General features: G+C 56.7%; 15 protein-coding genes. 12 read left to right on the forward strand and 3 right to left on the reverse strand.

Going from position 1 to position 15,606, the window contains the following annotated elements; translation table 11 throughout:
• Positions 1 to 4: 4 nt before the first annotated feature.
• From MA04_RS07335 to MA04_RS07355, 5 genes are all read left to right on the forward strand, one after another.
• Positions 5 to 850, forward strand: coding sequence for a type II secretion system F family protein (locus MA04_RS07335; protein WP_262459959.1), 846 nt, complete (start codon positions 5 to 7; stop codon positions 848 to 850).
• Positions 851 to 870: 20 nt separating this feature from the next.
• Positions 871 to 1,560 (forward strand): tetratricopeptide repeat protein, encoded by a 690-nt coding sequence (locus MA04_RS07340; RefSeq protein ID WP_262459960.1) that lies wholly within the window; start codon positions 871 to 873, stop codon positions 1,558 to 1,560.
• Complete coding sequence (locus MA04_RS07345) at positions 1,553 to 1,840, forward strand: hypothetical protein (protein WP_262459961.1); 288 nt, start codon at positions 1,553 to 1,555, stop codon at positions 1,838 to 1,840. Before MA04_RS07340 ends, MA04_RS07345 begins: the two co-directional genes overlap by 8 nt.
• Positions 1,841 to 1,868: 28 nt before the next feature.
• Positions 1,869 to 3,539 (forward strand): Tad domain-containing protein, encoded by a 1,671-nt coding sequence (locus MA04_RS07350; protein ID WP_262459962.1) that lies wholly within the window; start codon positions 1,869 to 1,871, stop codon positions 3,537 to 3,539.
• A 204-nt stretch (positions 3,540 to 3,743) separates the two neighbouring features.
• Positions 3,744 to 4,886, forward strand: coding sequence for a phosphatase PAP2 family protein (locus MA04_RS07355; protein ID WP_262459963.1), 1,143 nt, complete (start codon positions 3,744 to 3,746; stop codon positions 4,884 to 4,886).
• 123 nt (positions 4,887 to 5,009) lie between these two features.
• Here the strand turns inward: MA04_RS07355 and MA04_RS07360 are convergent, their stop codons facing one another.
• On the reverse strand, positions 5,010 to 5,783 hold the full coding sequence (locus MA04_RS07360; protein WP_262459964.1) for an IclR family transcriptional regulator domain-containing protein: 774 nt from the start codon (positions 5,781 to 5,783) through the stop codon (positions 5,010 to 5,012).
• A 167-nt stretch (positions 5,784 to 5,950) separates the two neighbouring features.
• On the opposite strand from MA04_RS07360, the gene MA04_RS07365 reads away from it, so the two are divergent.
• The 7 genes from MA04_RS07365 to MA04_RS07395 all read left to right on the forward strand — a co-directional run bounded on the left by MA04_RS07365 (position 5,951) and on the right by MA04_RS07395 (position 11,931).
• A complete protein-coding gene (locus MA04_RS07365) occupies positions 5,951 to 7,072 on the forward strand; it encodes a C4-dicarboxylate TRAP transporter substrate-binding protein (RefSeq protein WP_262459965.1) in 1,122 nt (373 codons plus the stop codon).
• A gap of 177 nt (positions 7,073 to 7,249) precedes the next feature.
• Entirely contained in the window at positions 7,250 to 8,437 is a 1,188-nt protein-coding gene (locus MA04_RS07370; RefSeq protein ID WP_262459966.1) for a CaiB/BaiF CoA transferase family protein, read from the forward strand.
• 20 nt (positions 8,438 to 8,457) lie between these two features.
• Positions 8,458 to 9,456, forward strand: coding sequence for an NADPH:quinone oxidoreductase family protein (locus MA04_RS07375; protein ID WP_262459967.1), 999 nt, complete (start codon positions 8,458 to 8,460; stop codon positions 9,454 to 9,456).
• Between the two features lie 9 nt (positions 9,457 to 9,465).
• Entirely contained in the window at positions 9,466 to 9,966 is a 501-nt protein-coding gene (locus tag MA04_RS07380; protein ID WP_262459968.1) for a TRAP transporter small permease, read from the forward strand.
• On the forward strand, positions 9,963 to 11,270 hold the full coding sequence (locus MA04_RS07385; protein ID WP_262459969.1) for a TRAP transporter large permease: 1,308 nt from the start codon (positions 9,963 to 9,965) through the stop codon (positions 11,268 to 11,270). Before MA04_RS07380 ends, MA04_RS07385 begins: the two co-directional genes overlap by 4 nt.
• A 74-nt stretch (positions 11,271 to 11,344) precedes the next feature.
• Positions 11,345 to 11,554 (forward strand): type II toxin-antitoxin system VapB family antitoxin, encoded by a 210-nt coding sequence (locus tag MA04_RS07390; RefSeq protein ID WP_022996546.1) that lies wholly within the window; start codon positions 11,345 to 11,347, stop codon positions 11,552 to 11,554.
• Entirely contained in the window at positions 11,551 to 11,931 is a 381-nt protein-coding gene (locus MA04_RS07395; RefSeq protein WP_022996545.1) for a type II toxin-antitoxin system VapC family toxin, read from the forward strand. Before MA04_RS07390 ends, MA04_RS07395 begins: the two co-directional genes overlap by 4 nt.
• 137 nt (positions 11,932 to 12,068) lie before the next feature.
• Here MA04_RS07395 and MA04_RS07400 read toward each other — a convergent pair whose 3' ends face one another.
• Positions 12,069 to 13,271: a DesA family fatty acid desaturase gene (locus MA04_RS07400; protein WP_262459970.1), complete on the reverse strand. Its 1,203-nt coding sequence runs from the start codon at positions 13,269 to 13,271 to the stop codon at positions 12,069 to 12,071.
• A 72-nt stretch (positions 13,272 to 13,343) separates the two neighbouring features.
• The gene (locus MA04_RS07405; protein WP_262459971.1) at positions 13,344 to 15,353 is read right to left on the reverse strand and encodes a hydantoinase/oxoprolinase family protein; all 2,010 of its coding nucleotides are present in this window, start codon (positions 15,351 to 15,353) and stop codon (positions 13,344 to 13,346) included.
• Positions 15,354 to 15,606 lie beyond the last annotated feature (253 nt).

Raw genomic sequence — 15,606 nt, forward strand, 5'->3', positions numbered from 1 at the left:
CTTTATGGTCATCGTACTGGCTTGTGTCGCCGCTTGGCTGGCCCTATTCCAAAGTCGGCGTTGGGAACAGCGTCGCAATGTCCTGGAGCGGCTCAATCTGCAAAGAGGAGACGAAGAGCGAGGCAACTTAGCCCTGTCCAGCCTGTCCCATCGCCTCACCAGGATCGGATTCGTCCGGCAGGATTTCAGCGAGGTCCAAACAGCGCTCAAGATCACTGGGAGGAGTTCCGAAAACATACAGAACACTTATCTATTGGTGTGTTGGCTGGTTCCCATAGTAATGACTGTGTTGGGCGGTCTGGTTTGGGGTGTGCTCGGCGCTTTGGCTTTCGGAGCCATTGGCTTCATCGGATCCCGGCGTTATGTTCGCGCGGTGGCTAAACGCTCTTGCTACCAGCAGAACCTGGAATCTATTGAGCTGGCTCAGGTCCTGCGAATGCTGCTTGAAGCGGGGCTCTCCATCGAGCGTGCTTTCCGCATTGCCGCCCTGCAGGCCCGCCCTCTTATTCCTTCCCTGGTTTATCGTCTGGACCGTTTCAATCGCCTCATGGACAGCGGCGCTGATCGAGGAGATGCATTGGATGATATCGGAGAAGGCAAGGAAATACCGGTGCTGCACAACCTCACCCGTCTGCTGAAGCAGGCCGGGGTCTTGGGCGGTGGCATTACTGAGAGTATTGAACAGGTAGTAACCGAGGCACAGGAAATTGAAAAAAGTCACGTCAAAGAGCAGGTGAACAAACTTGGGGCCAAGATGACCGTGATCATGATGGCGCTGATGTTGCCGGCACTCTTCATCATTATTGGTGGTCCGGCTGGCATGAATATCGTACAGGCGCTGTCGCGCTGAATGAGGCAGGAGTAATCATAATGAAATGGACACAATGGGGTCTTGCATTCGGGATAATGGCGGCGCTGGGCGGTTGTGCCCATCAGCAACCGACTACGCTCGGCGATGGAATAGGTAATTTTGAACCAGAAATCAAATGTGGTTCTGAACCAGCCCCTGAGCAGAGAGTGGAGCTGGAGATGGTGGACACTTTGATGGCACGGGAGCGGAACTATGCCGCCCTTGCCCGGCTTCAGACGGCGGCTCAAAACAACGTCGAGTACTGGCAACGTTACGGGCAGCTTCTGGCGTTGACAGGAGACCTGGCCACCTCAAAACGTGTATTCAACATCATGCGTGAAGAATGCGATAGCGGTGAGTCTTACCACGGGCTTGGCATGGTGGCATTGAAACAAGGCCAGCTTGACCAGGCGCTGGCTAATCTGGAAAAGGCGGTGCGCAAGCTGCCCGCTTCCGCCGCGGTTAGAAACGATTATGGCTACGCCCTTCTTATGGCGAAAGATTACACCGCCGCCCAGCGCCAGCTCAGAACCTCCCTGGAGCTTCAGAATGGTACGGGCAAAGTCCGCCAGAATCTCGCGGTTGCCTATTTGTTGGACGGGAATGAACAGGGGATAAAGGATCTCCAGGAGCAATATCGCTTTACGGACGATGAGTTGAACCATGCCAGAGGCTTGGCCTTCCAGATCGCGGAGATTGATTATGAATAAATGGATGCTTATTACACTGACCTGCTTAGCTTCAACGGGAGCCGTTGCCCAGGAGAAGAGCTACGAATTCGGGCTGTCGGATAGCATATCTAACCCTAAGCATGAAACCGTGACGGACTGGCTTTTGGAGCAGCAACGTAAATCTCCTCTTTCTCAGCAGAGTGAGCTGCCTGCTCAGCTATACGTGGATAGCCAGCGGCGTATTGGCGACACTTTCAAAGCTAAGATCCCCGAGAGCCTGCAGGAGAAGGCCAGTTCGATGAAGAGGAACAGCAACTAACGGAAGGTGCGATTGTGAGGGCACTGTCATGAAGCAAATTGGGCTGCTACCTAAAAGTCAAAAGGGGACCGCTCTGACCTGGGTGGTTTCGCTGTTTTTTATCTTCATGATGGGGGCGCTGGTTGTTGATGGTTCGAGGCTTTATCACGATAAAAGGAAACTGCAGACGGTAGCCAATAGATTGGCAACAGAACTGGCTAATGAAGTCCAGGCTTGCGGCGACGTGGCTGGATCCATAGATCTAGGGTTTGAAGCCAAAAAAGCCATTTCAGGAATGAACAACCTTCCTTTTACGGCAGATGAGATCAACGTTGAGTACGCTGAACTGGTTTCTATTGATAGCCAGAAACTCGAAGGTGTTCGCGCCTATAAGGTTAATAGGATTGAGGACATATATAGAAGTAACGGCGTCTCCGTATCCATTTCGAAGAGTGTTGATGGTCTGATTGGATTTGCCATGGATAAGCCGCTGACCGCGGAGGCTTCAATCAGGAAGGAACTGATTGCCGGAGTTCGGATTGATAGCGGTATAGCCACCTTAGATCCCTCGTCATCCCAACTGCTTGGTTTGGTATTTGGGGAAATACTTGGTACTGACTTCTCTCTTAACGTAACAGGCTTGAACGATCTTGCTGGTGTGGTCACGGATATCGGTGGTTTGGTGAAGGATCTTGGTGTGAGCTCGGTTCTCGATACACTGGACGTTGCCACAGTGCTGGAAGCGGTGCTGAATTCCACGGAGGGGCTGACTACGCCGGCGATAAGCGCCCTTGATACCTTGATTGACGCCGCGGCGGGCAACAATCTATCTCTGGAGGATGTGATTCAGGGGGTTACGGAAGCGGAGGTTCCTCAAGGGTCGGAAGCTCCTACTCTAGATTTGATAACCTCAATCATTCTGAACGTCGATCACTCGCTCCCTAGCCCAATCGAAATTGATTTGAATGAGGGCCTTGGTATCCCTGTCGTTTCTGATCTATTGTCCAGCCTCGGTTTGGCAAAAACAAAACTAGAATTAGACATAACACCCGCTCCAGGTTTTATCCTGTCTTCGGCGAGAAAGAATAAAGATGGTGAGTGGCCTAGTGCACGATCTACCAATATTTCGGCGAGAGTGTTAACGGAGGTAGGATTTGGTAGTGCATTAAAGTTGGTTGAATTGGATGTTGGAATTAAGGCAGCCAGCGCGCTGGTGACGTTGACTGGTGCAGAATGTGTGTCAGGGTCCGATAATATTGTTGACTCTATATATATGTCTGGTTCTGCGGACCTGCTTAAGCTGGATGCGGATGTTAAAGTCTTGGAGTTGGGAACATTCTCGATCCTTGGCATATCATTTGACGATCCACCAAAAGAATGGGCAGGGGGAATTGATATTGATTTCAATAATATTGATTTGGGGTTTTATGGGGGGGAGGAAAATCCTTCTCGAAAAGCTGAGTTTGACGGGACGAATGAGGCTATTGGAAGTTTAGTTGAGAGGCTTCTAGATGGTTTAAAAGTGAAACTCTTGGGGCTCGATCTGACAGCCATATTGGGACCAGTTGTTGACCCCTTGTCTGGTGTGGTTGGAGAGCTGCTGAATGGTTTGCTAGGCCCGCTTTTGACCGCATTGGGTGTGTCTTTGGTTCCTTCTGAGTTGGTCCTTGAATCCGTCGACCAGTCCTACACTTTGATGGAACATGGTATTGACCAATAGTCTGACTAATACCCTTGCTCTTTATTGTGCCGGCGGGTTAAGTGACGATACGGCATCGACCAAGTGCAGAAGCTCAGCGAGTTAGGCCTTGCCATTTAACCCCATATAACGGGGTTTTTTATAGGGCAAGTAACACAGTGATAGGTGCTGAATTAGAAGCGCATATTCAAAACGACCCACTTTCGGAAAGTGGCGGTGCTCGTTATGGAAGATTATTTTAATAAATCGGCGAGAGATTTCTGTGCCAAACATAAGGGGGGCTGGCGGACTGCCTTGATGCGTCAGTGCCGGCAGCTATGGCATAAAGATGGAGATATAGTTTCGATCATTGTTTTGGTGGTCTTGATGGTATGGTTTCTCGTTGAGTCCATGGGTTTGAGTGATCATTTTTCCTTGCTTATATACCCAAAGCTGGCGATTAGAGTGGTTGGTTTCTTTCTAATATCAAATTTTATGATTTATGGAAGCTATGTGCTCTTCTTCGTCCGGCCAGAAAGGCCTTTGTCTTATGTTCTAAAACGGGCATGGAGGCTTGCAGATGAAGTGGGTTGGATAAGAATATTCTTGCTTCTCTTTCTGTTTACCTTTTTCTTTTCAGCCATTTCTTCGTTTAAAACACTGATTCCTTTGATTGTGCCATACCATTGGGATCATACATTCTCGCAATTAGATAGAGCGCTTCATGGTGAGGTCGATCCTTGGAGATGGTTTCATCCCTACATAGAAAAATACAATCTAAGTATGGCGATAAACATACTATATAACGCTTGGTTTCTTGTTGTATTTTCATTTCTTTTTTGGTTTATATTTGATAATAGAAGACCGGAGCTTAGGAAGCGTTATCTACTTTCTTATATTTTTTGCTGGGTTTTAAATGGCTCTTTTTTGGCTGTCCTCCTGTCCTCGGCTGGGCCATGTTTTTATGGCGCCTTATATCCTGGTGTGCAGAATCCATATGAGCCATTAATGGCATATCTCGGTTCTGCGAATGCAGGTGAGCCCGTATGGGCAATTGGGACGCAGTGGCATCTGTGGGACCTATATCTGTCGAGTAAATCCGGTATTGGGGCAGGGATTTCCGCCATGCCAAGTATGCATGTATCTATAGCTTGGTTGATGTTCCTTTTATCAATTCAGATCAGGGCCTGGCTGGCGGTGTTATTTTTCATTTACGCATTGATTGTTGTAATCGGATCAGTACATTTGGCATGGCATTATATGATAGATGGTTATGTTTCAATATTTTCAACTACATTGATTTGGTTAGGGGCTGGACTTTGGTGTCGAAAGTCCAAAAAGTGCGGAGAATCGAGCACAGTAACGACGTTTAATAGTATAGAAAGCTAGGGGAATAAAAATATCAGTTCTTACCTCTTAGGCATGACTGAAACCATAACAAGACGTTACTTCTGCTCAGGTAGCTGGGTTTAGCTTAGATTTAGGCGCAATGTAGGCTTTTCAATCGCCCCCCTACCGCAACTCCCGATTAATCTTCTCCGCCGTCTTCCGCAGCTCAGGCAATAACCGCTCAATCATACCTTCCTCATTGGCCTTGCTCGGCGCCAAAGTGAGGTTGATCGCGGCGATGGTTTTGTTTTCCCGATTCTTGATCGGCACGGAGATGCCGAACATGCCTTCCTCCAGTTCCCGGTCAACGATGGACCAGCCCTTGGCGCCGTCTTCCTGGATCGCTCGCTTGAGCTCCGCTTTGTCGGTGATGGTGAAGCGGGTGTAGGGGGTGAGTTCCAGGTTGTTGATGTAGTGGTCGAGTTCCTCTGGGGGCAAGTCGGCCAGTTGGATCCGTCCCAGGGAGACCACGTGCGCGGGCAGTGTGCTGCCCACGTTGAGGGTGCTTTTGAGCAGTTTGCGGGTAGGGACCCGCATCACATAGTAGATGTCATAGCCTTCCAGCACCGCGATGGAGCAGGATTCCTGGACGGTTTGCACCAGTTCTTCCATATAACTCTGGGCGAAGGACCAGATCTCCATTGAGGAGAGATAGGAGAAGCCCAGGTTCAGCATGCGCGGGGTGAGCCAGAACTGCTTGCCGTCGGTGTTGGCGTAGCCCAGGGCGGTCAGGGTGTGCAGCAGGCGTCTCGCGCTGGCCCGGGAGATGTCGGCCCGCCGGGCGACATCGGACAAGGACTGCCTGGCGGCCCCTTCACCGAAGGTGGTGATCACCTTCAAACCCCGCATGAATCCGCTGACCAGCAGGGAGTCATCCCGTTCTCCGTGTTCCGCCATCCGTACCACTCCGTGCAAAGACGTTTTGACATTAACGAAAGGTTGGTCTTATCGTGTTGGTGTTCTTTTAGAGAACAACATGTGCGTATAGCGAACAATAATCAAAATGGGGTTGGAAGACAACCCCAAACTCGGAGAAGGCTCCGAGAGAGCCCGGAGAGAGTCCCATGGCTAACAACAACAGCAATCCATTGATATCCGTGTTACTCGGCGGCCTGGCTGTCGTGGCGTCCCTGATGCCGACGTTGGCATCCGCGCGAGATCTTACCTATGCCAGTTATTTGCCACCGCACCATCCCACCAGCGAAGGGATCACCACCTTCATGGCGGCGGCCAAGGCACAGTCCGGTGGCGAGGTGTCCTTCAAATTCTTTCCTTCCGGGGCGGCGGCCTCGGGCAAGGAGATGCTGTCGGCGGTGAGCGACGGCATGATCGATGGCGGTTTCCTGGTGACCGTTTATTTCCCTACTTCCGTGCCGGCGAACATGATCATCAGTGATTTGTCGTTCTGGGATCAGGACTCGCTGGCTGCGTCCGCCGCGTCGGTGGACACCATTCTCAACGATTGCCCGCAATGCCTTGAGGAGTACAAGGAGCACGGCGTGCGCTTTCTCGCCAGTTACGCCACGCCGCCTTACCAGGCCATGTGCAAGGACCGGTTCGATGATGGCTTCGAAGCCGAGGGCAAGCGCATGCGCGTGGCTGGCGAGGAAATCGGCCGCTGGGTGTCGGGCATCGAGGGTATTCCGGTCAACATTCCCAATAGCGAATCCTACGAGGCCATGGAGCGCAGCCAGCTGGACTGTGTCATCGGCGCCACCAGCTGGTTGAAGTCCCTGTCGCTGATGGAAGTGGCCAACAGTGTTGTCGAGCTGCCCATGGGTGCTTTTCTTGGCGGTTCGTTGCTGAACGTGCGCGAATCCGTCTGGGAGGATCTGGATGAGAAAGGACGCCAGGCATTAATCGATGCGGCGCCGGTAGGGCTCGCTCGTACCTTGTATGCGTATCAGAAAGAAGAACAGGACGTACGAAAGCTGGCGCGGGAACAGGGCATCAACTTCGTTGAAGTGTCCGATGCGCTCAAGCAGCGTCGTGAGGCCTTCATGCAATCCCAGATCGAACAATCGGCTAAAAATGCCGCCGAGCGTGGTGTCGAGAATCCGGAAAAGATCGTCGAGAGTTTCATCAAGAATCTGGAGAAGTGGGAAAAGCTGCTCGAAGGCAAGCAACTCACCGAGCAGCAGTACGCCGAGTTGTTGAAAACCGAAATCTACGACAAGGCGTTTTGATGGCCCGTGCCGGTTCAGGGCTCTAATGGTTGCTACAAGGCCGCTGTGGGAGCTTGCCTGCAAGCGAATTGGGCTTGTCGGACGTCATTCGCCAGCAGGCTGGCTCCCACAGCGGCTTCGTAGTTCGCTCTATGAGAACTGCACCGGCTTTTTTTCACTTCACAGGTTATTTGATTGATGAATACAGCGACAACGCAGTTCAAGCCGTTTGATGGGGTCCGGGTCCTGGATATGAGCCAGGGACTGGCCGGGCCCTATGCGGCGCAGATGCTTCTGATGATGGGTGCCACGGTAGTGAAGGTGGAACCTCCCCAGGGCGATTGGGGCCGGGTGATGGGATTGGCACGCAACGGGCACAGTGCTTTGAGCGTGATCGCCAACTGGGGCAAGAAAGGCATTTGCGTGGATGCCCGCAACGAACAGGGCCGGGAGGTCATCAAACGCCTGGTCGGTTGTTCGGACCTGGTGATGGAAAGCTTCCGGCCCGGCGTCATGGAGAAGCTTGGGCTGGGGTATGACGTTCTGAAATCCCTGAATCCCGGCATTGTGCTGGGTTCTATCTCCGGCTTTGGACGCAGTGGGCCCCACGCGCTGCGAGCCGGCTCGGACAGTATTCTTCAGGCCGCCACCGGTATGGCGGCCATGAACGGCACTGACGAAGGGGCTCCCCGGCGGGTCGGCATGCTGGCGGTGGATATGATCACCGGTTTGTATGCCGGCTACGCGTTGTCCGCGGCGATCCATGAGCAACGCGCCTCCGGTGTTGGCCGGCACCTGGATCTGTCACTGCTTGGCGCCTCGATGGCTTTTCAGGCCATGCCCATGGTGGAGTCCTTTCTGCAGGGAGGGGAGAAAAGAAAACCGGTGACGGTGCCCTCGGGCAACTTCGACGCCGCCGATGGCCAGCTTTCGGTGGTGTGTTTACGCAATGAGATGTTCCACGCCCTGGCAAAGGCGCTCGGCCATGAAGAATGGGCAACCGACCCACGTTTTGCCGATAACGAGGCGCGCCAGCGCAATGTGGATACCTTGCATGATCTTCTGGCGGGCATCTTCCCGACACAATCCCGGGAATACTGGATCAACCGGCTCAACCAGGCGGGCGTGCTTTGCGGGCCGGTGAACAGCTACTCGTCGTTGCGTGAGGATGCCCAGGTGGAGGCCCTGCATTTGTTGGCGGATGTGGATCATCCGGACTTCGGTGCTTTTCCTTTCCCGGCGTTTCCGGGGGCGCAGAGGGCGGCGGACGAGTTGCCGCCGGCGCCGGCTTTGGGGCAACACACCGTGGATGCCCTGCGAGGCGCGGGCTTCGCCGAGGCGGAGATCCACAACTTGCTGTCATCCGGTGCCTGCATGCAGGCGTGACAAAGAATAAGGAGCAGGTGATGCGAGCAGTGCTTTGTGACCGGTTCGGGTCTTATCAGGACCTGGTGTTATCCGAGGTGCCCCGTCCGGCGCTGGCGGAGGGCAGTGTGCGTATCGCCGTGCACTTCGCCAGCGTCAGTTACGCCATCTCCCTGATGGTGGCGGGGACCTATCAACGCAAGATGACGCCGCCTTTTGTTCCCGGCACGGAGGTATCCGGTGTCATTACCGAATGCGGCCCCGGCGTTAGCGATCTCAAAGTGGGGGATCGGGTGGCGGCCATTGTCGATTGCGGCGCCTTTGCTGAAGAGGTGGTGATCGACCGGGCCACCGTCTATCCGGTCCCGGAGGCGGTGCCCTTGGAACAGGCGGTCGCCTTGCCCTTGTCGTTTGGTACCGCGACCACGGCGCTGAAGCGGGCCGGCGAACTGGCCGATAAAACGGTTTTGGTCACTGGCGCGGGCGGGGCTCTTGGGCAGGCCGCCGTGCAGGTGGCGTCCTTGCTTGGTGCCAGGGTGATCGCCATGGCCAGTTCACCGGAGAAACTGGACGCGGCGATGAAGGTGGGCGCTTCGGAAGGGATCGATTATTCCACCGGGGATGTGGTGAAGAAGGTCAAGTCGCTGACGGAAGGCCGGGGCGCCGATGTGGTGTTCGATCCGGTGGGTGGCGATGTGTTCGCGTCGCTGATTCGGGCCACGGCGGTGGAAGGCAGCATTTTGTCCCTGGGTTTTGCCAGCGGCAAGATACCCGCCGCGCCGGTGAATCTGTTGTTGGTGAAGAACATCGGTTTACTGGGAGTGAATTTTTCCGAGTACGTGGGTTGGGGAAAAGAAGACCGGCGTCATCAATTTTCCGATGAAATCCAGTCGATGATGCGCTGGCTGTTCCAGTCCGCGGCGGAAGGAAAAATAAGGCTCGCCACGCCCGAGCTGTTCCGTTTCGAGCAAGTGACGGAGGCCATCGATCAGGTGGTTCAGCGCCGTGCCGTGGGCAAGGTGGCGTTACGTATTCGATGAGGTTGGGTTATGAACCGGCTAATAAAAAAGACAAAGAATCTGGCCACCAATGTGGTCGGCGCGATGATCGTTTTGATGATGGTGCACGTGACCACCGAGGTGCTGCTGAGGCTGCTGTTCGGCATGCACATTCCCGGAACCATGGAAGTCGTTGCCTACTACTACATGGTGGCCGCGGTCTTTATCGGTATTTTCATCTGCGTCGTTGAGGACAGTCACATCCGGGTGGATGTGCTGGTTCAGCATTTCAGCGAGCGTATGCGATCCGCCACGGACATCTTCGGGCTGCTGGTAATGACGCTGTACTTCGCCCTGTTCTCCTACGGTTTGTACCTGCAGGCGGCTAAGAGCTGGGGGCGTCGGGAAGGGGTGGACGCGGTGTTTTTTGAACTGTCGATCTGGCCGTCCCGTTGGATTGCCTGGGCGGGCGTTTTCATGGCCGCCCTGGCGGCGGTGTATCTTCTGATCCGTTTGTTGCGCGGAAAATCCGGGCGGGAGGTTTCGTCATGAGCGCGGTGCAGATCGGGTTCGCTTGTATCGCCTTACTGCTGGTGCTGTTGGCATTGCGCGTGCCGATCGGGGTGTCACTCGGGGTGAGTGCCTTTACCGGGCTGCTCTCCCTTCGTGGCCTGGATGCGGCTTTCGCCCTGATGGGGTCCACCACTTTTCAGTTCATCGCCCATTGGTCGTTGACCGCCATTCCCATGTTTATCCTGATGGGCGCGATTGCCTTCCACACCGGTTTGACGCGGACCTTGTTCGATGCGGGCAAGGCCTGGCTGGGTTTTCTGCCGGGGGGGTTGGCGATCGCCACCAATGTTTCCAGTGCCGGTTTTGCCGCCGCCAGCGGTTCCAGCGTGGCGATGGCCGGTGCCATGTCCCGTCTTGCCGTGCCGGAAATGCTGAGGGCCAGGTACGACCCTGGTCTGGCCACCGGGGTGGTGGCGGCTTCCGGGACGCTGGGGGCGTTTATTCCTCCGAGTATTCCTTTTGTACTATATGCCGTGTTCATGGAGGCGTCCGTCGGGCAGCTGTTGATGGCGGGGATTATTCCCGGCCTGCTGACCATGCTGGCTTATGCCGTGCTGATCGTCACCCGGGTAAAACTGAATCCGGATCTGGCGCCGAGGACTACGCAGGCTTATTCCAATCGGGACCGGTGGCTGTTGCTGCTGAAGTCCTGGCCATTGCCGGTGATCGTCGCCGGCGTTGTCGGCGGGTTGTATACCGGAACGGTAACGGCCACCGAAGCGGGCGCCTTTGGTGCTTTCGTGGCGATTGCGGCCGCGCTGATTCAGGGCTCCTTCAGTTGGACGGCGATGCAGCAGGCGGTATCGGAAACCGTCACCAGCACGGCGTCGATTTTTCTCATCGCCATCGGCGCGGTGTTGTTCAGCCGTATGCTGACACTCAGCCAGATTCCCATGAACATCGGTGTCTGGGTGGAAGATTACGCGGTGGCGCTGTGGATGTTCCTGCTGGCGGTCACGGTGTTCTACATCGTTCTGGGTATGTTCCTGGATCCCATTGGTCTGATGCTGGTGACCCTGCCGGTGCTGGCGCCTTTCGTCATCGCGTTCGATATCGACGTGATCTGGTTTGGCGTTCTGGTGGTGAAGTTCATCGAGATCGGTTTGCTGACACCGCCGATTGGATTGAACCTGTTCGTGGTCAGCGCCGGTGTGGGGGACAAGGTGCCGTTCGGTCAGGTGGTACGAGGCACGGTGTGGTTCCTGGCCGCGGAAGCGGTGGTGCTGATTCTGCTGATGGCGTTCCCGCAGTTGTCCCTGCTGTTGCCATCGCTGATGTACTAGTTGGGATGACGCTATATTGACGAGATGCTGCATTTGATGCATGGTGGCATCAATAATGATGATGAAGGATCGATATGCGTACCACAATTACGATTGACGATGCTCTCTACGAGCAGGCATTGGAGCTGGCTGACTCAGGCTTGGATAAACCCGCGGATATTCTTCGGGAGGCCGTCAAAACCTATGTTCGGGTCCAAGCCGCGCGCCGCCTGGCCGCTTTGGGAGGAGCGTCACCTGATATGGCGGATATCCCGCGGCGGCGTGAGGAGCCGTTGCAGGAATGAACGTTTTGGTGGATACCTCGGTATGGGTGGCGCACTTCAGAGAAAAAAATGAGGCGCTGATTAATCTGATAGAAATGGATCGCGCCATGGTGCATCCCATGGTCTTGGGCGAGCTTGCCTGCGGGACTCCGCCTGAACCTCGGCAACGAACTTTGGGTTACATTGGTTTATTGCGGCTGAGTAATCAGGCCAGCCTTAAGGAGGTCATGACGTTCGTTGAGCAAGAACGCTTATACGGGCGAGGTTGTGGTTTGGTGGATATGATGTTGCTCGCTTCAACCGTCATCACTCCCGAAGGGAGGCTTTGGACGTTGGATAAACGCTTGGCTGGATTGGCGGATGAGTTCGACGTGGCGTACCAGCCGCATATGCATTAGGCAGAACCGCGAACGGAAACTTAGAGCTTTCTTTCTACAAGGCCGCTGTGGGAGCTTGCTTGCAGGCGAATTTGAGACCCAATTCGCCAGCAGGCTGGCTCCCACAGCGGCTCCGAGGATCCGGCTGTGGGAAATGATCAGGCCCGGGCCGGTTGGGGCTGGTAGCCTTTCAATGCGGTGACGAAATCCTGCAGAGCGTGAATGCCGGACTCCTCGGCTTCGCGGCACCATTGTTTCAATGCATCCAGCATTTCCGCGGAATTGCGGCTGGTCTGGCCCCAGATTTCCTGCAGGCGCAGGCGGTATTCGTAGATGGTGGCCAGCGTGTGATTGTGTTCGGTCAGCCGCTCCAGGCGTTGCTGATGACGCGGCTTGAAGAAACGCTGATCGCGGTACAGCAGGGCCCGGGCGCGACGGTAGAAACCACGGGTGGTTTCGCAGGCGCGGGCTCGCTCCTGCTGGAACACCGGTTTGATCACCGTGCGGCGGTAATGGGCCATCACCTGGAAACGGTGTTGCACCAGGGCACGCAGGGTATCCAGATCAATGCTCGGACGGGCGGCGGCCAGCACCGGCTTCGGCGCCAGTTTTTTCACTTTGGCCAGGCCCAGCATTTCAAACAGGCGGATCCAGGCCCAGCCCATATCGAACTCGAACCGGCGTACCGACAGCTTGGCGGAGCTGGGGTAGGTGTGGTGATTGTTATGCAGCTCTTCGCCGCCAATCAGAATACCCCACGGCAGAATGTTGCGTGAGGCGTCCTTGCATTCGAAGTTACGGTAGCCCCAGTAGTGGCCGATACCGTTGATCACGCCAGCGGCCAACAGCGGAATCCACATCATCTGCACCGCCCAGATGGTCACACCGGCGAAGCCGAACAGAACCACGTTGGTCAGTGCCATCAGCACAATACCGAGCATGGGGAAGCGGCTGTAGACGTTGCGCTCCATCCAGTCATCCGGGCAGCCGGCGCCGTATTTGTCCAGGGTTTCCTGGTTGGCGGCTTCGGCCTGGTACAGCTCGGCGCCTTCGCGCAGTACTTTGCGGATGCCAAGTACCTGCGGGCTGTGCGGATCTTCCTCACTATCGCAGTGGGCGTGATGCTTGCGATGAATGGCGGTCCAGGCGCGGGTGTTCATGCCTGTGGTCAGCCACAGCCAGAAACGGAAGAAGTGTTTCAGCACCGGGTTCAATTCCAGCGCGCGGTGGGCGGAATAGCGGTGCAGATAGACGGTGACGCTGACGATGGTCACATGGGTCAGGGCCAACGTGATCAGCACCAGACTCCAGGGGCCCAGGGCCAGCAGACCCTCGGACAGAAACATCAAGATGGTGTGCATAATAATCCGGCTTGCGGCGGTAGTAATCCATTGGAAAGCGAATGTGGCCGATTCGTTCCTTGATATACGGCTTTATAAAGAGGTAAGCAATAAATGGGCCGATGGATGCACCCGGGCCTGCCAATCAGCTTCTATATAGATGGTGCCTACCGGTTCAAAGATCAATGCGGGGCCGTAGATTACCTGATCGGCTCCTAATTCGTCCCGCCGGTATACAGGAATTTTGGTTTTGTTTCCTTCTTTGTTTTGGGCGGCACTTTTATCCCCTGCGGAGCCGTAAACCGGAGCCTCCCAGGCCGGCGTGCCCTCGCCCCGAGGCGCCTGGCCCGGAGAGGGCGGCCGCGCCTCGGCCAGACACCGGACCCGCAGGTTCACCCGCCGCACCGGCAATGACAGCCGGTGGCCATAACGCTGTTCGTGCAGATCGTGGAAGGCGGCTTCGCTTTGAGCGGGATCCTCCCCTTGCCAGGGTAAGGTCAGCACGGAGGACTGGCCTTGATAGCACAGGTCCAGGCCGGTTTCGGTGCTGATCCGGTCGGCTTCGATGCCTTCCGCTTCCAATTCCGCCCGGGCCTGGCGCTCCAACTGCCGAGCCAGGGTCTGAATATGCGCGGCCTCGGCATCCGCCGGCAGAGCCTGGATGCGTTCGCGCTGGCGCGGTGCGTAGACCAGCCCTTCCGCCGACAGCACGCCGGCACGTACCGGCACTACCGCCTGGTGCATGCCGAGATTGGTGGCCAGGGCGCACACGTGCAGGCCGCCGGCGCCACCGAAGCTCACCAGCGTGAAGTCCCGCGGGTCAAAGCCCTTCTGGATCGAGATCACCCGCAGCGCCTGGCTCATATGCTCGTTGGCCAGATCGATGATACCTTGCGCGGCCTGAGGGATCGGCATGCCGAGGCGTTCCGCCACGCGGGCAACGGCGTCGTGGGCCTTGGCGGGGTCCAGACGCAGGTTGCCGCCCAGGGCGAATTCCGGCTGCAGGCGGCCCAGCACCAGATTGGCGTCGGTGACCGTGGCTTGAGTGCCGCCCTGGCCGTAGCAGGCGGGGCCGGGGCTGGCGCCGGCGGATTGCGGTCCCACGTGCAGCAGGCCGGCATCATCCACTTGGGCCAGGGAACCGCCGCCGGCACCAATGGTGTGCATGTCGACCATGGGGACCGCCACCGGATAAGGCCCGATGCGGCCCTGGCGGGTGAGCCGGATGTCGCCATCCAGCAGCGCCACGTCGGTGGAGGTGCCGCCCATATCGAAGGTCATCAGATGATCGCGGCCGAGGGCCTGCCCCAGGCGGCGGGCGGCGTTGAGGCCGCCGGCGGGCCCGGACAGCAGCAGGTTCACCGCCCTTTCGGCGGCCTGATCAGCGGCAATGGTGCCGCCGTTGGACTGCATGATGGTCAGCGGCGCCGGAGCGGTGTGCTGTTTCAGCCGCGCCAGATAATCCGCCATGCGAGGGGAGAGCCAGGCGTTCAGCCAGGTGGCCATGCCGCGCTCGTATTCGCCCCGGGTAGGCAGGATGTCGCTGGAGAGGCTGACCGGATAGCCGGCCTGCCGGAGTGCCTCGCCGAGCCGTTGTTCCGCCGCGGGATCCAGGTAGCTGAACAACAGGTTTATGGCCACGGATTCCGGGTCATGGCGGCGAACCGCTTCCACCGTTTGCCGGATTGCCTCGTCGGTGAGCGGGATCAGGGTGGCTCCCTGGGCGTCCTGGCGGGTGTCGACGCCGATCACCGGAGTGTCGTGCAGGGCGGTGTGGGTGGGCAGCGGCCGCAAGTTGTATAACTCGGGCCGGTTCTGGCGGCCGATGAGCAGCAGATCCTCTATGCCGGAGTTGGTAATCACTACCGTTTTGGCGCCTTTGTTCTCCAGGGCTGCGTTGGTAGCCACGGTGCTGCCATGGACGATGACCAACTCCCCCAGGGCCAAGGCCCCGGAGAGCCCCATGTCCTCGATCCCCTGCAGGATGGCCCGCTCCGGGGCGGCCGGCGTGGAGAGTACTTTATGGATGCGCGGTTGCTCGCCGCCCAGCAGAACGAAATCGGTGAAAGTGCCGCCGGTGTCCACCCCTAGCCAGTACTGCATCTTTGCTCCGCTCGTGCTTAAACCCTTTACCGCCTGCGCAAGGACGGTGCCGCGGGTATCATAACCGTCCTGGCCGCGGGCTGCCCATTGCCGCTGTATTCGCGAGCAAGCTCGCTTCCCGCAGGGGGCTACAGGGTCCCTGTGGGAGCTTGCCCTGCAAGCGAATCTTTGTGTTCGCGGGCCAATTCGCTTGCAGGCAAACTCCCACAGCGGCTTCGTAGTGCAAACCGTGGGATATTCGCTTGCAAGCAAG

This window comes from Alloalcanivorax balearicus MACL04 (genome assembly GCF_025532145.1).
Lineage (GTDB): Bacteria > Pseudomonadota > Gammaproteobacteria > Pseudomonadales > Alcanivoracaceae > Alloalcanivorax > Alloalcanivorax balearicus.